Annotated in this window: 18 protein-coding genes; 11 read left to right on the forward strand and 7 right to left on the reverse strand. The window is 52.5% G+C overall.

Going from position 1 to position 17268, the window contains the following annotated elements:
• Window position 1: 1 nt before the first annotated feature.
• The 4 genes from OH144_RS07350 (at window position 2) to OH144_RS07365 (ending at window position 2153) form a co-directional block, all read left to right on the forward strand.
• Complete coding sequence (locus OH144_RS07350) at window positions 2-850, forward strand: universal stress protein (RefSeq protein ID WP_266205653.1); 849 nt, start codon at window positions 2-4, stop codon at window positions 848-850.
• Window positions 851-1078: 228 nt separating this feature from the next.
• Window positions 1079-1234 carry a hypothetical protein gene (locus OH144_RS07355; protein ID WP_266205654.1) on the forward strand — a complete coding sequence of 52 codons (156 nt, stop codon included), beginning with the start codon at window positions 1079-1081 and terminating at the stop codon, window positions 1232-1234.
• Window positions 1235-1248: 14 nt separating this feature from the next.
• Window positions 1249-1467 (forward strand): hypothetical protein, encoded by a 219-nt coding sequence (locus OH144_RS07360; protein ID WP_266205655.1) that lies wholly within the window; start codon window positions 1249-1251, stop codon window positions 1465-1467.
• Window positions 1468-1766: 299 nt separating this feature from the next.
• A complete protein-coding gene (locus OH144_RS07365; RefSeq protein WP_266206316.1) occupies window positions 1767-2153 on the forward strand; it encodes an NAD-binding protein in 387 nt (128 codons plus the stop codon).
• 34 nt (window positions 2154-2187) lie between these two features.
• On the opposite strand, the gene OH144_RS07370 is transcribed toward OH144_RS07365, so the two are convergent.
• The 4 genes from OH144_RS07370 to ispG all read right to left on the reverse strand — a co-directional run bounded on the left by OH144_RS07370 (window position 2188) and on the right by ispG (window position 5499).
• A complete protein-coding gene (locus OH144_RS07370) occupies window positions 2188-2688 on the reverse strand; it encodes a MarR family winged helix-turn-helix transcriptional regulator (protein WP_266205656.1) in 501 nt (166 codons plus the stop codon).
• 193 nt (window positions 2689-2881) lie between these two features.
• Window positions 2882-3244 carry an MmcQ/YjbR family DNA-binding protein gene (locus OH144_RS07375; protein WP_266205657.1) on the reverse strand — a complete coding sequence of 121 codons (363 nt, stop codon included), beginning with the start codon at window positions 3242-3244 and terminating at the stop codon, window positions 2882-2884.
• Window positions 3245-3250: 6 nt separating this feature from the next.
• Entirely contained in the window at window positions 3251-3418 is a 168-nt protein-coding gene (locus OH144_RS07380) for a DUF6728 family protein (protein ID WP_266205658.1), read from the reverse strand.
• Window positions 3419-3522: 104 nt separating this feature from the next.
• Window positions 3523-5499, reverse strand: a complete 1977-nt coding sequence (gene ispG, locus OH144_RS07385; protein WP_266205659.1) for a (E)-4-hydroxy-3-methylbut-2-enyl-diphosphate synthase — start codon at window positions 5497-5499, stop codon at window positions 3523-3525.
• Window positions 5500-5671: 172 nt separating this feature from the next.
• Between ispG and OH144_RS07390 the strand changes: the two genes are divergently transcribed.
• A complete protein-coding gene (locus OH144_RS07390) occupies window positions 5672-6169 on the forward strand; it encodes a flavodoxin family protein (protein ID WP_266205660.1) in 498 nt (165 codons plus the stop codon).
• Window positions 6170-6211: 42 nt separating this feature from the next.
• Window positions 6212-6577 (forward strand): hypothetical protein, encoded by a 366-nt coding sequence (locus tag OH144_RS07395; protein WP_266205661.1) that lies wholly within the window; start codon window positions 6212-6214, stop codon window positions 6575-6577.
• 61 nt (window positions 6578-6638) lie between these two features.
• Here the strand turns inward: OH144_RS07395 and OH144_RS07400 are convergent, their stop codons facing one another.
• Window positions 6639-8828, reverse strand: a complete 2190-nt coding sequence (locus OH144_RS07400) for a glutamine synthetase III family protein (RefSeq protein WP_266205662.1) — start codon at window positions 8826-8828, stop codon at window positions 6639-6641.
• A gap of 263 nt (window positions 8829-9091) precedes the next feature.
• Between OH144_RS07400 and OH144_RS07405 the strand changes: the two genes are divergently transcribed.
• The 4 genes from OH144_RS07405 (at window position 9092) to OH144_RS07420 (ending at window position 13832) form a co-directional block, all read left to right on the forward strand.
• Window positions 9092-10933 (forward strand): LTA synthase family protein, encoded by a 1842-nt coding sequence (locus tag OH144_RS07405; RefSeq protein WP_266205663.1) that lies wholly within the window; start codon window positions 9092-9094, stop codon window positions 10931-10933.
• 133 nt (window positions 10934-11066) lie between these two features.
• On the forward strand, window positions 11067-12386 hold the full coding sequence (mtaB, locus tag OH144_RS07410) for a tRNA (N(6)-L-threonylcarbamoyladenosine(37)-C(2))-methylthiotransferase MtaB (protein WP_266205664.1): 1320 nt from the start codon (window positions 11067-11069) through the stop codon (window positions 12384-12386).
• 67 nt (window positions 12387-12453) lie between these two features.
• Window positions 12454-13077 carry an OmpH family outer membrane protein gene (locus tag OH144_RS07415; RefSeq protein WP_266205665.1) on the forward strand — a complete coding sequence of 208 codons (624 nt, stop codon included), beginning with the start codon at window positions 12454-12456 and terminating at the stop codon, window positions 13075-13077.
• A 164-nt stretch (window positions 13078-13241) separates the two neighbouring features.
• Window positions 13242-13832, forward strand: coding sequence for a hypothetical protein (locus OH144_RS07420; protein ID WP_266205666.1), 591 nt, complete (start codon window positions 13242-13244; stop codon window positions 13830-13832).
• A gap of 18 nt (window positions 13833-13850) precedes the next feature.
• On the opposite strand, the gene OH144_RS07425 is transcribed toward OH144_RS07420, so the two are convergent.
• Window positions 13851-15098: an ABC transporter permease gene (locus OH144_RS07425; protein WP_266205667.1), complete on the reverse strand. Its 1248-nt coding sequence runs from the start codon at window positions 15096-15098 to the stop codon at window positions 13851-13853.
• Between the two features lie 133 nt (window positions 15099-15231).
• On the opposite strand from OH144_RS07425, the gene OH144_RS07430 reads away from it, so the two are divergent.
• On the forward strand, window positions 15232-16497 hold the full coding sequence (locus OH144_RS07430; protein ID WP_266205668.1) for an asparagine synthetase B: 1266 nt from the start codon (window positions 15232-15234) through the stop codon (window positions 16495-16497).
• 119 nt (window positions 16498-16616) lie between these two features.
• Here OH144_RS07430 and miaE read toward each other — a convergent pair whose 3' ends face one another.
• Window positions 16617-17225 (reverse strand): tRNA-(ms[2]io[6]A)-hydroxylase, encoded by a 609-nt coding sequence (miaE, locus tag OH144_RS07435; RefSeq protein WP_266205669.1) that lies wholly within the window; start codon window positions 17223-17225, stop codon window positions 16617-16619.
• Window positions 17226-17268: the final 43 nt, after the last annotated feature.

Genomic DNA, 17268 nt, shown 5'->3' on the forward strand with positions numbered 1-17268 from the left:
CATGCTGCGTATACTTGTACCCACCGATTTCTCAGACACGGCCTATGCTGCCATGCGCACCGCCTTGCAACTGGCCCGAAGCTACCATGCGGAAGTCACTTTTCTGCATGCCATGGAGCGACCGATGGTGCCGGCCGCCACGCCGCAGGAAGTATACTACAGCATTCTCCAGGCGGCGCAACAGGAACTGGGGCAACGGCTGCAGCAACTAAGTCAGCAGCTTCACCAGGAGCTGGACCTGCGCCCGAAGGAGGTGACGAGAAGAGTGCAGATCCTCCCTACCCCGGTTTCCAACACTGTACTTCAGCTTATCAGAGACAACAGTATAAACCTGGTTGTGATGGGGAGCAGCGGCGTGAGCAGCCTAAAAAAGTTTTTCATGGGCAGCAATACGGCCGAGATGATCCGCATCACCACCGTGCCGCTCCTGATCGTTCCTGCCCGCTATGCTTTCCGGGGATTCAAAAGTATAACCGTGGTCATCAGGGCGAAGCGCTTCGGCAACAGGCCGGGCTTATCCATCCTGGACAGGTTGTCACATACGTTCAGCGCCTCGGTTTATTTTCTTTTTATTTTGGATGAGGATGGTCAGGCGAGAGACTCCCTACCCCTGGCAGAATCGGCGGAGCTGGTGAACGGGTTAAATTACGAAATCATCCCTATCCGCAAGAATAGTAAAAACGAGGAGCTGGAGCAGCACCTGCAAAAGACCAACACAGACCTGCTGGTATGGCTTCCAAGGCAAGTTGGTGGCTGGGGCGACTCGCTTTCAGAAGGTTTTACAGAGGAAATAGCCTACAAGGCGAGGCTGCCGCTGCTGGTGATACCGCACCTGGACGAGGAAGAATAAAAGGGGCGCCATAGAAGAAGTACTGAGCCAGAATTCCTTCTACTAATTTACCCTTATACTTTTGATGGCAGCAGTATTCGCAGCCATTGGACTGCTGCTACGACAGCCGCTGATTGCTGTCTTTATTGCCGTCGGTTTACTTGCTGGGCCTTCCGGACTCAACCTCGTTTCTTCTACCGATAAAACTACCTCCTTTCCGATCTGGGCATTGCCTTCCCCCTGTTTGTAGTGGGCCTGAAGCTGGACCTGAACCTGATTCTGATCCGCTCCATGGGCAAAGGGAACCTGATGACGGGGCTTGGGCAGGTCATCTTCACATCCGTTACAGGGTATGCCATAGGCATAGCCCTTGGCTACAATATGGCCGGAATGTTGGCCAAGTGATTGGGGTTATACTGGTGATCGGACTGCTGATGGTGCCTATGTTATACCCAGGCATAGTGCAGTACCTGGCCAGCTCGCAGGAGCTGCTGGTGCTGTTTGCCATTGCCTGGGCGGTGGCCCTGGCCTCTACCCAGTACCGCAACGTCATCAGCGGCCGCCTCGTCGGCATCCGCGATTTCCTGCTGCTGTTCTCTTCATACACCTCGACCTCCAGCTTATTAGCGGACAGGTAGTGCCTGCGCTGCTTTTCTCACTCTTTGTACTGGTGGGCAACCCCTTATTGTGATGATCATTATGGGCCTGATGGATTACCGGAAAACATCAGCTTCCTGGCCAAGGCTGAGACTACATCTCCCCTGACATAGTAGGATTGATTACGCGTGCTTGTTTGATAACCATAGGTCTATCTACGTACATGATCATCAACTCGTAACTCTTGTTCGCCTTCCTGTCGCCGGTGCTGGGTGTTTTTGAGTGAGGCATACCTGTTGCCGAACAGTCTGCCCTGCCAGAGCATGCGCAGTACGTCATTATACTTTTCGGCCTGGGCCGGTTTGGCGGGAACCTTGCGCTGGAGCTTCAGAAATACGGCTATACTGTGTTGGCTGTGGACTTTGACCCGAGCATGATCAGTTACTGGCAGAAAAAGAAGCTGCCGGCGCAATACGGCGACATGGAAGACCCGGTGCTGCCGGGCCACCTGTGCTACCCGGGAAGGATAGCGGTGACGGCGCACCGCGCCTCCGATGCCCTCTTGCTGCAGGAGGAAAATGAGCACGTGCTGGTGCTGCTGCCCTTCTCAGACGCCGCCGAAACAGTTGCAAGCAAACTTTTCAATACAGCGGGCTCGGGCATGGCCCAGAAAACAGAAAGGTGGCAGAAGAAGCCGGGGCCTCTCCTGCCACCTCCGTTTGCCTAAGGTGGGTAAGGTTAGTAAAGTTCAGGGTATAGAATTATGCGGTGGCTTCTTCTAAAGCAGCCACTCTTTCTTCGGTTGTGGTAATAGATTCCCGTACTTTGGAGAGCAGCTCCACCAGGGTAGCGGCTTCTTCCTCCGTAAGGCCCTGCAGCATGGCATCCAGCTGGTAGAGCTCCTTGTCAATGCCGGATAATATGGCTAAGCCCTCACTGGAGATGAGGATGTTTACCAGGCGCTTGTCAGTTGGGTTCTGTGTTACGGTGACATAGCCTTTGGCGTTCAGGCGGCTGACAAGGCGGGAGGCGTCGGACATTTTGTCCAGCATCTTTTCGCGCAGAAACGAGGTGGAGACAGGCTTTGGAAACTGGTCTCTCAGAATGCGCAACGCATTATATTGCTGGCTGGTAATGGTGTGTTTCTTAAAGAAGCTCTCATACCCGTTGCTGAGAAAGCCACAGGTATAAAGCAGGCTCATACTTGCCTTTTGCCATTCATTCCGGAAGGCACCGATGCTAAGTTGACTGTTAAGGTTCATATTTGTGTTAAGGTGAGTTTTACCAATTATAAGAAAAAAAACCCAATTGGTAAACCCTTAGCACAATAAATAAATAGGAAAAACGTTATTTAAGATAAAAATATATTAAGGATCAGTAGTTTAGCCTTGCAACATCGATGTAATCACACTGACTCATAATAACTTAGCTTACGGAATTTCATCCCGCCACTTTTCAGGCTACATCCAGCCCCAGCTCCTGCCGCTGCGTTTTCTTCAATTTGCTTGCCACCAGCTCATAGGAATCATCCGTCCACTGCTTCAAAAGGGTATCGGGAAGGCCGGCTTCCGGCAGCACGGTGTTCCAGTGCATTTTGCTCATGTGGTAGCCAGGTTTTACCTGCGGGTACTGCTCGCGTAACTCCACCGCCTTTTCCGGCGCGCACTTCAGGTTAATGCCGTTTGCATATTCAGCGATGCTGCACAGCGCAAATATTTTACCGCATACCTTAAATACAAGCGTATCCTCGTCAAAAGGTGTTTCCTCGGTAGTTCCTGCCTTGGCCAGGCAATAATCCCGAAATTCCTCTATATTCATGCAGTTTTAGAGGTGCTTGATGATAAAGTAGATCATGGCGGCCAGGAACATCAGGATAGATATTTTATTGATGGTGTGCATGGCGCGCAGGTTAAAGTTGGTTTTGCGGCTGGGGTCCTTCTTCCGAAAAAAATAGGTCGCCACTTCCGACAGGTTAAAAAGTCCCTTTTTCATAATACATTGGAGTTTTGGGTATGCGGGAAAGTATAGAAGTGCCTTCTGGGTGCTCTCCTGCAGGTGTTCATGTTATAGTTTATACTTCAGATGGAGAAAAAACACTATACTTCCTCCTCTAGTCGCACCGGCTCAATCCAGCGGTTATCCTCGCGTATCAGCTCAATCAGCTCATCCACGGCACGGTCAGCCGGCACCGATTTCTTTACCACCGTCTGCCCCCGGTAGAGCGCAATCTTGTCCTTACCCACACCCACATAGCCGTAGTCTGCGTCAGCCATCTCGCCGGGGCCATTTACAATGCAGCCCATAATGCCGATCTTCACGCCTTTCAGGTGGTCGGTGCGCTTGCGGATCATGGCAGTGGTTTCCTGCAGGTCGAACAAGGTACGGCCGCAGCTCGGACAGCTGATGTACTCTGTTTTGCTCATGCGCGTGCGGGCGGCCTGCAGTATGCCAAAACCCAGCTTGTTCAGCGTGTCTATGGTCTGCAACTCCTCCTGCTTCTCCTGCACTGGCAGTAGTTCCGTGCTCAGCAGCACACCGTCGCCTAAGCCGTCTATCAGCAATCCACCCACATCCGTGGCGGCATACAGTTGCACCTGGTCCGGCGTCAACGCCCCATACTCCCGCTTTATGATGCAGGGTGCCTGCACGCCGTTGTTCATCAGGCGGATAAAGCACTTGCGCAATTCGGGCATGGCATGCTCATTTTGCGTGTGCAACACAAGTACGGCCGTGTTGTCCTTTTTAAGCGCCTCCATCAGCTCCGGCGTGATGTCATGCACAGAGGCAAGTATAAAGTTCAGACTGCTGTGCCGCTCAGCGCCGCCCAGGTATACTTCAGTGCTCATCAGCGGGTGGAGGTTTTCTCGCTGCGCTGCCTGCTGCCAGGCAGTATAATTCACGATCTCCTTCAGGCCGTTTGGCAGCATAAACGAGATCGGGTTATTACCTGTATAAATGTAGTCGGCGCCCAGGTCGTTCATGTTGAACTTGTCGAGCAGCATAGAGTAGAGATGGCCTACGGCTTTCAGGTCGGCGTATTTTACATCGCTGAGGCGGCTCAGATCGGCTACCACCCGCGGCACGTTCAGCCCTCCCAGGTTCTCCACCTCCCCTGTTTCGCGGCGGTGATACTGGTACGGGTTAATCGGGTTGGTGCACAGGGGTTTGATGGGCTGCGCCTTTTCGGCACGGTACGTATAACGGTCTATCAGCGCCTGCGCCACGGGTGCCTCCGCCTCGGGAGCCTCGGTCAGCGACACGCGCACGGTATCACCTAGTCCATCTTCCAGTAAAGTGCCTATACCCACGGCGGATTTAATGCGGCCATCCTCGGCTTCACCGGCCTCGGTTACGCCCAGGTGCAGCGGGTACGGCTGCAGCCCCTCCTCCTCCAGCTTTTGCACCAGCAAGCGGTAGGCCTGCACCATCACCTGCGTGTTAGAGGCCTTCATGGAGATCACGATATCATAGTAGCCTTCGTCCTCGCAGATGCGGATAAACTCCAGCGCGCTTTCCACCATGCCCAGCGGGGTATCCCCATAGCGGCTCAGGATACGGTCAGACAGGGAGCCGTGGTTGGTACCGATACGCATGGCCGTGCCGTGCTCTTTGCAGATGCGCACCAGCGGCACAAAACGCTTCCGGATCCTGTCCAGCTCCGCCTGGTAGGTGTCGTCGTTATAGGTTATTACTTCAAACTTCTTCTTATCGGCATAATTGCCCGGATTCACGCGCACCTTCTCCACAATGCGGGCAGCCACCTCGGCGGCGTTCGGGGTAAAGTGTATGTCGGCGACAAGGGGGGCGTTGTAACCGCGCCTGCGCAGCTCATCTTTGATATGCTGCAGGTTCTCAGCCTCTTTTATACTTGGCGCCGTAATACGGATGTACTCACAGCCGGCTTCGATCATTCGGATGCATTGCTCCACCGAGCCCATCGTATCCATGGTATCCACGGTGGTCATCGACTGCACCCGGATCGGGTAATCCCCGCCCAGCGGCACTCCACCGATATTCACCACGCGCGATTTGCGGCGCTTATACTCTACCAGGCTCGGACAGTAAGAATTCATTATATTTTCCAGTTGACATTCCATGCGTATCTTTAACTAAAGTAGCCGCTGCTTTGTTCAATCGGCAAAATACGTAATTTTCCGTTCAAGCTCCCGCTTCAGGGCTTGATTTCAAAGTATGGGCAGCGACTTATACTTCTCCCTTGCTTCTTACCTTATCAAATTCAATAATATGCCTCCTAACATCCTTCCACCTCCCTCCACATCCGCACCACTTGTTATACTGGCCAGCGCGCGCAGGAACAGCGATACGCAGCTACTGGCTTGCAAGCTTTTGGCCGAACAGAAGTATGAACTGATCAACCTGCTTGATTTCCGGGTAAGCCCTTATACTTACGCAGGCAAGTATGAGACGGAAGACCAGTTTATAGGTATTGCCAGGCAGCTGCTGCAGCATGAACAGGTTATTTTCGCTACTCCAGTTTACTGGTACAGCATGAGTGGCCTGCTTAAGAATTTCTTCGACAGGCTTACGGATCTTGTAACGACACAAAAGGAACTTGGCCGAAAGATGGCAGGCAAGAAGGTGCACCTATTGGCGGTAGGCTCCGACGAGGAGTTGCCCACGGGCTTTGAAGAGCCTTTCCGGTTAACGGCTGCTTATTTTAACATGCATTATACAGGCTGCTATTACTGCCCCACCGCACAGCTACGTGTTTCCCCCTCCTAAGCAGCAATTTTTACGTAGTACCTGTATACACCCACTTCACCCATGATCTATATGCACCAGTTCATACCCCGAAAATCATGGCCGAGGCTGCAGCAACTGCAGCGCTGGGGCCAGCTGCGACAGGAGCAGATGACCCTCGCCTTTTACATCACCAAGGATACCGTACTGCAGTACCTGCGCCACCAGATAGAGCGCGGCAACTGGCGCGAGGTGCAGGAGGTACTGAAAGGCAAACCCATGACCAAGGCCGGACAGTTTCTCTACCACGAGCTGCGCGACAAGGTGATCGGCAAGCTGATCATGCGGCTGGGGCTGCGCAAGGTAATCGCCATGGCTCTGGTGATTATTCTGCTCCCGATCATACTTGCCCAGGTGGCCGGCGAGCTCCTTAGGAGGGTTCGGGACTAAAGCAGCGAAGGCACCCCTGACGGATGCCTTCACTTATTAACCTTAATAAAATAAAATACGCTTAGTGGCGGAACAGCAGCTCACGGTACTTCACCAGTGGCCAGTCCTCGTCATCCACCATCAGTTCCAGCTTGTCTACGCTGTAACGGATGGGCTCAAAGTAGCTCAGCACCTCCTCGTTGTACATGATGGCACGCTCGCGGGCGTCGTCAATTTTATTGGCCACCTTACGGGAGTTTACCATGTCGCGCACGTTTTTCTGTATCGAGCTGATGTAGCCCGACATTTTCTTGATGCCCTCAATCGTGCTCTGGGTGTACTCATCCTCCAGCCCCAGCTCCTTTAGGCCGCGCACGTTGGCGATAAGCTTGTTCTGGTAGGCGATAGCCGTTGGGATCACGTGGTTCATGGCCAGGTCGCCCATAATGCGCGACTCGATCTGGATCTTTTTCACGTAATCTTCCAGCAGGATCTCATGGCGCGCCTCCAGCTCCACCTCAGTAAAGATACCGTGTTTGGCAAACACCTCCTTCACGTCTTGGCGCTTATATACATCCAGTGCGCGTGGGGTGGACTTGACATTGGACAGCCCGCGGCGCTCTGCCTCCTCCTCCCACTCCTGGGAGTAACCGTTGCCCTCAAAGCGGATGGTCTTAGAGGCAGCCACATACTCGCGCAGGATCTGGATGATGGCCAGCTCCTTTTTCATACCTGCCTCGATCAGCTCATCCACCGCCTTGCGGAATTCCAGCAGCTGGTCGGCCACAATAGTGTTGAGCACCGTCATGGGGGATGAGGAGTTGGCAGAAGAACCTACCGCACGGAACTCGAATTTATTTCCTGTAAAAGCAAACGGTGAGGTACGGTTACGATCGGTGTTGTCACGAAGCACCTCCGGGATGCGGTCGATGCCCAGCTTCAGGTACATGTTATCGCCTTTCTCCATCGGCACTTTAGAGGTGCGCTCAAACTCATCCAGCACCGCCGTCAGCTGCTGTCCGATAAACACGGACATGATGGCCGGAGGCGCCTCGTTGGCCCCCAGGCGGTGATCGTTGCTGGCAGAGGCTATACTTGCGCGCAGCAGGTCGGCGTGGGTATAGGCTGCTTTGATGGTGTTGATGAAGAAGGTAAGGAATTGCAGGTTTTCCTTCGGCCTTTTGCCCGGGCTCAGCAGGTTAACGCCTGTGTTGGTGCTCATGGCCCAGTTGTTATGCTTGCCGCTGCCGTTAACGCCCTTGAAAGGTTTCTCGTGCAGCAGCACTTTAAAGTTGTGGCGTTCCGCCACACGGTTCATGATGTCCATCAGCAGCTGGTTGTGGTCTACTGCCAGGTTGGCGTCCTCAAAGGTAGGCGCGCACTCATACTGGTTCGGGGCCACCTCGTTGTGGCGAGTCCTTAACGGAATACCCAGTTTCAGGGCCGTCTTTTCAAAATCAACCATGAAGGCATGCACTCGGCTCGGGATGCTGCCAAAGTAGTGGTCCTCCAGCTGCTGGCCCTTGGCCGGTGAGTGACCAAATACAGTACGGCCGGCGATCACCAGGTCCGGGCGCGCCTCATACAGGGCCTTGTCCACCAGGAAGTATTCCTGCTCAATACCCAGTGTGGTGTTCACCTTGTTTACGTCTTTGTCGAAGTACTGACAAACCGGCACGGCAGCGTCATTGAGCAGCTTCAGCGACTTGAGCAGCGGTGTTTTATAGTCGAGGGCCTCACCGGTGTAGGCCACAAAGATGGTCGGGATACAAAGGGTGCGGGTTCCGGCGTTCTCGATGAGGAAGGCCGGCGAGGAAGGGTCCCAGGCGCTGTAGCCACGGGCCTCGAAAGTGTTACGGATGCCGCCGCTCGGGAAAGAGGAGGCGTCCGGCTCCTGCTGCACCAGGGCGCTGCCCTTAAAGCTCTCGATGGGCTCCCCATCCCCTGAAAGGTCGAAGAAGGAGTCGTGCTTCTCGGCCGTGGCGCCTGTCAGGGGCTGGAACCAGTGCGTATAGTGCGTAGCTCCTTTGCTCATGGCCCAGGTCTTCATGGCTGCCGCCACGGCATCGGCCAGTTCGCGGTCTACCTTTTCGCCCGCCTCGATGGTGCGCTGCAGTCGTTTGTAGTTTTCGGTAGACATAGTGGAACGAAGGGCTGCATTGCCGAAAACGTTCTCGCCGAAATAATCTGAGATAATGTGGGAAGGTAGTACCACCTCTCCAGGTTTGTGCTGGCTTGCCTGCTCAAGCGCTTTAAATCGAAGAATTGCCATGGGGTTTAGGGTTGGGTTCAAATGATGTTTCAAATTTAGATACAAAATTCTAAAATCCTGCAGATGCCCCTAATTTTTTAAGGGGTATTTTAAAAATATATTACAAGAGCCATTAACACCCCCTATAAATTAAAGGCTACTTTCGAAAGGACCACCTTGTTTCCTGTACACCCCCTGCTAATTTACCCCTCCCGTTTTTGCCCAAGAACTATCTCCGGAAATAATCTGTTATGGGAGGCTGACTTATACTTTATATTTGCGCTGTGAAAAACCGCATCCTATTCCAGCCCTTATACTTTCTGTTCTGGATACTATACTTTATCGTAGCCAGGGCTATTTTTCTTGTTTACCACCTCGACCGCAGCGCTGAACTCACCTCTTCAGATGTATTTCATACTTTTATGTATGGCCTGCGGCTGGATGCCTCCTTTGCTGCTTACATAAGTATACTGCCATTCCTGCTGTTGCTGCTGATCAGCCTGTGGCCGCGGCTGCAAGTGGGTAAGGTTATCCGCTATTATACATTCGTGCTGCTGGCGCTGCTGTCGACACTGCTCACCGTGGACCTGGAGCTTTACAGCCACTGGGGATTCAGGCTGGATACCTCCCCCCTGCAGTACCTAAACTCCCCGGCCGAAATGGCTGCCTCAGCCGCTACGGCACCCCTGTTCATACTTTTCCTGGTAACGCTGTCGATCTCGGTGGCTTTTATCTTTCTGTACCGTCGCTTTTTTGACCTGAGAAAGTATAAGATGCCCCAAAACAGGTGGTTATTGGCCGGCGCTTCGTTGGTTTTTGCCGCTCTGCTGGTGCTGCCGCTGCGCGGCGGCTGGCAGCAGATCCCGATCAACCAGAGCGTGGCCTATTTTTCGGACAAGCCCTTTGCCAACCATGCCGGTTTGAACATGCCCTGGAACCTGATGCACGCCCTGCTCAAGTATGAGGAGTCGACCAGCAACCCCTATAAGTATATGCCGGAGGAACAGGCGCAGGAGCTGGTGCAGGAATTATACGCTGCCGTTTCCACGGACACTACGGAGCAGCTGCTGCGCGTGCAGCAGCCCAACGTGCTGTTCATCATCCTGGAGAGCTACACAGCCAAGTTCGTAGAGAGCCTTGGGGGCGAGAAGGGCGTAACGCCCAACCTGGACATACTGGCTGCAGAAGGTATAAATTTCACTAACATCTATGCCTCCGGGGAGCGCAGCGAGAAAGGGATGGTGGCCCTGCTGAGCGGATATCCGGTGCAAACCACCACCTCTATTATTAAGTACCCAAAGAAAACAGAGAAACTGCCGCAACTGAGCCAGGTGTTCGAGGCTCAGGGCTACAGCACCAGCTACTATTACGGCGGCGAGCTCGAGTTCGCCAACATCAAGTCATACCTGCGCAACGGCGGCTACGACCGGCTGGTAGACAAGTATGATTTCGACCCGAGTACCTATAACTCCAAGTGGGGGGCGCACGACCATGTGCTGTTTGCGCGCGTGCAGCAGGACCTGAAACAGGAAAAGGAGCCGTTTTTCAGCACCGTTTATACTTTGAGCAGCCACGAGCCCTTCGAAATTCCAATACCGGCCAAATTCCCGGGTACCGGTGAAGAGGCGCAGTTCCGGAACAGTGTGTACTATACCGATTGGGCTTTGGGCAAGTTTATAGAAGAGGCAAAGCAACAGGACTGGTGGCAGAACACAGTTGTTGTACTTGCCGCCGACCATGGCCATCGTTTTCCCGGCAACGAGCCGAATCACGCCCCGGGTAAGTTCCGAATGCCCTTTATACTTACGGGGGGCGCTTTAGCAAAAGGAGGCATTACGGTAGAGGGCATCGGCAGCCAAACCGACATTGCCGCCACCTTGCTGGCACTGCTGCAGCTGCCGCACCAGGATTTTGCGTGGAGCCGTAACCTGCTGGCACCAAGCTCCTCTCCTTTCGCGTTTTATGTCTACAACGACGGTTTTGGCTACATCACCCCGGAGGGTATTCTGGTTTATGACAACGTGGCCAAACAGCCCATTATAAAAGAAGAAGGTGTCACAGAAGAACAACTGAAGAATGGCCAGGCCTACATGCAGTTTTCTTTTGAGGATTTTGTGGGGAAGTGATCTTTCAGATGCACCCTCTCAAGTATAAAGCATCACCGTATAACTTCCGTAAGACACTGATCTGCAAAACACTACATCCTATGCCTTACATTCACTCTTTCACAATAATATTTCTTAACTTTGCCACCTGATTATGAAAAAAGTAGCTTTTTATACCCTAGGATGTAAGCTTAACTACTCCGAAACCAGCACCATCGGGCGAATTTTCCAGGAGCGGGGTTTTGAGAAGGTGGAGTTTACCGATACACCGGACATCTACGTTATCAATACCTGCTCGGTCACGGATAACGCCGATAAGAAATGTCGCAAGATTGTGAAGGAGGCGCTCAAGCACTCTCCGGACGCCTTCATTACCATAGTGGGTTGCTATGCCCAGCTCAAACCGAAGGAAATCTCCGAGATTCCGGGCGTAGACGCCGTACTGGGGGCCGCCGAGAAGTTTCAGTTGGTGGATATCCTGGAGACATTCGAGAAAAAAGATAAGGCGCAGGTTTTCGCCAGCCCAATCTCGGAGGCTAACACCTTCCATAACTCCTACTCTTTCGGCGACCGTACCCGCACCTTTCTGAAGGTACAGGACGGCTGCGACTACTCCTGTACCTTCTGCACCATCCCGCTGGCGCGCGGCAACAGCCGCTCCGATAGTATCGAGAACGTGGTGCGGTCTGCAAATGAGATTGCGGCGTCTGGCGTAAAAGAAATCGTGCTGACCGGCGTAAACACCGGCGACTTTGGCATCCAGGACGGACAGCGCGTGGAATCTTTCTTTGAGCTGGTGCAGGAACTGGACAAGGTCGAAGGAATCGATCGTTTCCGGATTTCTTCCATTGAGCCTAACCTGCTGAAGGATGAGATCATAGCGTTTGTGGCAGGCAGCAAGCGCTTTATGCCGCACTTCCACATTCCGCTGCAGTCGGGCTCCAACAAGATCCTGAAGCTGATGCGCCGCCGCTACCAGCGCGAGCTCTACGCCGACCGCGTGGCCAAGATAAAAGCGCTGATGCCGCACTGCTGCATCGGGGTAGACGTGATCGTGGGCTTCCCGGGCGAGACGGAGGAGGATTTCCTGGAGACCTATAACTTCATAAACGGGCTGGATGTGAGCTACCTGCACGTGTTTCCCTACTCTGAACGCGAGAACACGCTGGCCCCGGACATGGAGGGCAAGGTAAGTATAAAGGACCGCAACCGCCGTGCCGACATGCTGCGCATCCTCTCCGAGAAGAAAAAGCGCCATTTCTATGAACAGCAAATCGGTAGCGAGTTTACGGTGCTCTTCGAGGATGACGTGAAGGACGGCCAGATGGAAGGCTGGACGGAGAACTACGTGCGCGTGGTAGCCAAGTATGATCCGGTGCTGATAAACGAGACAAAACATGTGCGCCTGACCCAGATCGATGCGCAGGGACTCATGGAAGCAGAGGAAACTTTCCAGGAGGTGCTCCGGCATTAGGTTTTTGCCTGGGAAATGGTTTATATTTAAGCTGCGAAATCTTCCAACAAACAAATTAAGATAAAGCGTGAAAGTTTTAAAAATGACATTAGGGTTGGCTGCCGCCTCTGCCATGATGGTAGCCTGCAATCAAAACCCCACTAACGGCACTACTGCCGCTTCTGCCAACACAGAGACAGCCGTTAGTAAGCCGGATATCGTGTATGTGAATTCTGACTCCCTGCTGGCCAACTACGAATACTTTAAGGATGTACGCACCCGCCTGCAGACCAAAGCCGAGCAGAAGGAGAAGGACCTGCGTACCCAGGCCGAGTCGTTTCAGAAAGAAGTACAGCGCTTTCAGCAGAATGCCGGCGGCATGACGCAGCAGCAGGCACAAGCCACTGAGCAACGCCTGATGCAAAAGCAGCAGCAACTGCAGGCCCTGCAGCAGAGCTCTGGCAACGAGCTGATGACGGAGGAGTCTGAGGAGATGAAGAAGATCTACGACCGCGTGGAGGAGTACCTCAAGCAGTTGAGCAACGAAGAAGGCTATAAGATGGTGCTAACTTACCAGCGTGGCAACAGCGCCATCCTGTACGGCGACTCTACCCTAGACATCACTTCCAGCGTAGTATCTGCCCTGAACAAGAATTACGAGTCTGAGAAAGCCGCGGCTGACAAGAAAAAAGAAGCAGAAAAGAAGAAGTAAGCTTTTGACATACTCATACCAACAGAAAAGCCTGCAACTTGATTGTTGCAGGCTTTATTTTGTAATCTTGAATTGTAGAACCTGCTGTGCTCAGTCTTTGCATGAGCTCAGTAAAAGTATAGATGACACTAAGCCATCAAAAGAAATAATTTAAGTTCAAAAGGGTGAGAAAGCATGTTGCTAGTAGGTTAATCGCATTTTTATTTATCCATCCCTTTCTAATTGGTTGTGTTAATGATAGTAAAAAAGAGAGTATTAGTTTGCTTAGACCTGAATGTGTTGTTGAGGCTATTATGGACACTTATCCAACCCAACTTAAAGAAGGAGAATTACCAAGACCAAGAATAGGGCCGTACCCGTTTACTGTTAAAGCAATTTATAAAAATGATAGTTTTCGGATTGTTAGCTATGATCTATGGCACCTTGTTAGAATAGCTGAAACTAATAATCATCCTACAGATTCAATGGCAATCGCTTCTCTTGTTAAAGGAAAATCAGAGTTTATATTAGACAATGTCAGTATTACTAATGTTACCATTGTTGAACCAAGTGTAATGATTGACTCAATTAGAGCCAAGGGTAAAGACTTTACCATAAGTCATTTTTTCGGAGAAAATGGATGGCAAAAAATACCAATTAACAAAAAAGATATGGCTTATTTAATTGACGTACTCTTAGATTGGAATATATTATTATCCTTTGACGATGTTGGCGGTTTTTATAGAGTTAACCAAAGATGCATAGGATCATTATGAGAATTAAAGCGAACTCTCCTACTCATACCGCAAAGACTCAATCGGATCCAGTTTTGAGGCCTTATAAGCCGGGTAATAACCGGAGATAACGCCAACCAGGACACAAATCGTAAGGCCAACAAACACCCATAACCACGGCACGAAGAACCCTCCTCCTCCCTGCGTAATAAGCGAGGAGATACCATTGCCCATCAAGATTCCTAGTAAAATACCTGCCAGGCCGCCCAGCACGCAGATCACAATGGCCTCGATCAGGAACTGCTGCCGGATCTGAAAGGAAGTTGCCCCCAGCGCCTTCCGCACGCCGATCTCCCGGGTACGCTCGTTCACCGAAACCATCATGATGTTCATCAGACCAACCGAAGCACCCAGCAAGGTGATAAAGCCTATAACCCCGCCGCCAATCTTGAGGTAACCTGATATCTCATCCAGGCTTTGCACCAGGGAGTCTGACCGGCGAATCTCAAAGGAGTCCTCTTGCCCAAGTCCATCTTGGCGGATATTACGCATCGTGCCGGTGGCCTCCCCCATTACATAGTTCAGTTCATCCGCCCGGTAAATGGCTGTTTTTATATCGTAGTTCAGCTGTGCATTGCCGGTGCGGGGTATCTGGCGGCCGGTCTCCAGGGGTATGAGTATGCGTCTGTCGCTGCTCCCACCCATACTGCTGCCGGCCTTCTCCATCTGGCCCACAATCTTGAACCTACGACCCAGAAAGGAGATATACTCTCCGAGGGCATCTTTATTTTTGAAAAGCGTTGTGGCAAGCTCGTTGCCAATGATCGCCACGTTTGTGCCCTGCTCCTGCTCGAAGGTTGAAAAATCGCGGCCTTTTGCCAGGTTCAGGTTGTTGTTGAGCATGTAATTCTCGTCTGCACCTACAATGTTGATGTTCGGGTTGGTCTTTTCCGTCTCGCTCTTCACCACTGTGGCGCCCGACACATAGGCAGAAAGGCTGACGCGCGCCTCGTCCTGCATCTGGCTTTTATACTGCATGGCTTGCTCGTAGGAGATGTTGGGGTATACTTTCTCCACGCGCCCGCCTTGGCTCCCACGGTTGTTCATCCCTTTTCTTCGGATGTCAAAGGAGTTGGCACCCAGGTTTGCGAAGGTCTGGGTGAGCGACTGCTTCATGCCGTCCACCGCCGTGAGTATACCCACCAGCGACATGATACCAATAGAGATGATCAGGCCCGTGAGCACGGTGCGGAGCAGGTTGCTTTGAATGGCCCGGAGGCCCTCTAAAATATTTTCGAGTAGGTTCATCGGTTGAAAAGATGTGCGCTTTTGTTATCTTTTACGTTAAGTATAAAAATCACCACGCTGCTTCTAAGATAGTGGCATTTTCTGAAAAAAGAACCACTTTTATACAGTCGATTACTTTTTAAAGACAAACCAGATGTTTTTCCGCACCACTGCACTAATACTTTGCCTGCTTACCCTATACTTTCCAGTCCTGGCAAGCACCATTCTGGTGCCGATGGATGAGGCGCAGAAAGACCACTTGAAGTCCTACGGCATCGCGTATTGGGTGCTGGGCCAAAACGTGCCCGTAGACTGGCTACTCAATTACCGCGGCGGAAGCTTCGCCTTCAACCACATGCCGCAACTGGAGAACGAGCTGATCGTGCGCGGTGTGAGCTATACCGTTATCTCGGACGCGCAGTACAATGGCATCCTGACGGAGATCGGCGCCCCGGAGGCGAATATGGACATCATGAAGCTGGAGAAGGTGCCCAAAGTGGCGGTATACTCCCCTAAATCGAAGATGCCCTGGGATGATGCCGTGACCCTGGTGCTGACGTATGCGGAGATCCCCTACGATGTGATCTATGACAAGGAGATTGTACAGGACCAGCTGCCAAAGTATGACTGGCTGCACCTGCACCACGAGGACTTTACCGGGCAGTATGGTAAGTTCTACGCCAGCTACCGCCACTACCCCTGGTACCAGGAACAGCAGCGCGAGTCGGAGGAGTCGGCCAAGGAGTTGGGATTTGCGAAGGTGTCGCAGCTGAAGATGGCAGTAGTGAACAAGATCAAAGACTTCACAGCGGGCGGCGGCTTCCTGTTTGCCATGTGCTCTGCCACCGACACCTATGATATTGCCCTGGCTGCCGAGGGCGTGGACATTGTGGAAGCTATGTTCGATGGGGATGCCGCGGACCCGAACGCGCAAAGCAAGCTGGACTACAGCAAAACCTTTGCTTTCCAGGACTTCACGATATCCCGCAACCCGCTAGAGTATGAGTACTCCGACATCGACATGCAGCCGCAAGAGCGCCCGGTAAATGAAGCGAATGACTATTTCCAGCTGTTCACCTTCTCCGCCAAGTGGGACCCCATCCCAACCATGCTCACGCAGAACCATGTTAAGACCATCAAGGGCTTTATGGGCCAGACCACAGCGTTCCGGAAAAGGCTGGTAAAACCGGAGGTGGTGGTAATGGGCGAGAACAAGGAGCTGGGCGAGATACGCTACATGCACGGCACCTATGCCCGCGGCACCTGGACCTTCTACGGAGGCCACGACCCGGAAGACTACCAGCACCTGGTGGGCGAAGACCCCACGGACTTGACCCTGCACCCTAACTCCCCAGGCTATCGCCTTATCCTGAACAATATCCTCTTCCCGGCAGCCAAAAAGAAGAAGCAGAAAACTTGATTTCAATTATCAGTTTACAATGAACAACTATCAATGTAAGGAAACATAAAAAACAAAGGCCTGTGAAACCGTCACAAGCCTTTGTTTAAATTATTGATACTTGATCTCTGCTAAATGTTCTAGTGCATCCTGTCGGGGCGGGGCTCCAGGTTACGGATGATGTCGGCTTCGATGGCGAGGAGCTCCTTCAGGCGGGCGTCCACCTCCTCGGCGGGCATGTACTCTTTGGCCAGCTTTACAAAGCTAACATAGTGCCCAGCCTCTGACACCATCAGCTCGTAGTAGAACTTCTGCAGCTCCTCGTCCTGGATGTTCTTCCAAAGTAGCTTGAAGCGCTCGCAGCTGCGCGCCTCGATCAGGGCGTTTACCAGCAGGTGGTCCATGAGCTGGCGCTCGCGTTTGTTTCCCTTCCGGATGTGCTTTGTCAGCTCCACCACATACTCATCCGGCCGGTTGCGGCCCAGTCCGTAACCGCGTTTCTTCAGTTGCTCCAGCACGCGCTCAAAGTGGGTCCACTCCTCGGCCACCAGCTCCGTCATTTCCTCTACCAGCCGCTCCTTGTCGGGGTACTTCACGATAAGCGAGATGCCGGAAGTGGCGGCCTTTTGCTCGCAATAGGCATGGTCCACCAGGATCTCCTCAATGTTCTTCTCGGCAATATTTACCCAACGCGGGTCGGTAGGCAGCTCCAGGCGAAGTATGGTTTTGGTCGGTTGAGTAGCAGACATGGGTGTATAATTTTGAATGAGTGAATAAGTGGATATGTAAATG

It is taken from the genome of Pontibacter kalidii (assembly GCF_026278245.1).
GTDB lineage: Bacteria > Bacteroidota > Bacteroidia > Cytophagales > Hymenobacteraceae > Pontibacter > Pontibacter kalidii.

Coding starts and splice junctions, on each gene's coding strand:
- OH144_RS07375 (WP_266205657.1), bottom strand. CDS start 3,244: ATGAATATAGAGGAATTTCGGGATTATTGCCTGGCCAAGGCAGGAACT.
- OH144_RS07390 (WP_266205660.1), top strand. CDS start 5,672: ATGCCTCCTAACATCCTTCCACCTCCCTCCACATCCGCACCACTTGTT.
- mtaB (WP_266205664.1), top strand. CDS start 11,067: ATGAAAAAAGTAGCTTTTTATACCCTAGGATGTAAGCTTAACTACTCC.
- OH144_RS07350 (WP_266205653.1), top strand. CDS start 2: ATGCTGCGTATACTTGTACCCACCGATTTCTCAGACACGGCCTATGCT.
- OH144_RS07380 (WP_266205658.1), bottom strand. CDS start 3,418: ATGAAAAAGGGACTTTTTAACCTGTCGGAAGTGGCGACCTATTTTTTT.
- miaE (WP_266205669.1), bottom strand. CDS start 17,225: ATGTCTGCTACTCAACCGACCAAAACCATACTTCGCCTGGAGCTGCCT.
- OH144_RS07425 (WP_266205667.1), bottom strand. CDS start 15,098: ATGAACCTACTCGAAAATATTTTAGAGGGCCTCCGGGCCATTCAAAGC.
- OH144_RS07370 (WP_266205656.1), bottom strand. CDS start 2,688: ATGAACCTTAACAGTCAACTTAGCATCGGTGCCTTCCGGAATGAATGG.
- OH144_RS07400 (WP_266205662.1), bottom strand. CDS start 8,828: ATGGCAATTCTTCGATTTAAAGCGCTTGAGCAGGCAAGCCAGCACAAA.
- OH144_RS07395 (WP_266205661.1), top strand. CDS start 6,212: ATGATCTATATGCACCAGTTCATACCCCGAAAATCATGGCCGAGGCTG.
- ispG (WP_266205659.1), bottom strand. CDS start 5,499: ATGAATTCTTACTGTCCGAGCCTGGTAGAGTATAAGCGCCGCAAATCG.
- OH144_RS07430 (WP_266205668.1), top strand. CDS start 15,232: ATGTTTTTCCGCACCACTGCACTAATACTTTGCCTGCTTACCCTATAC.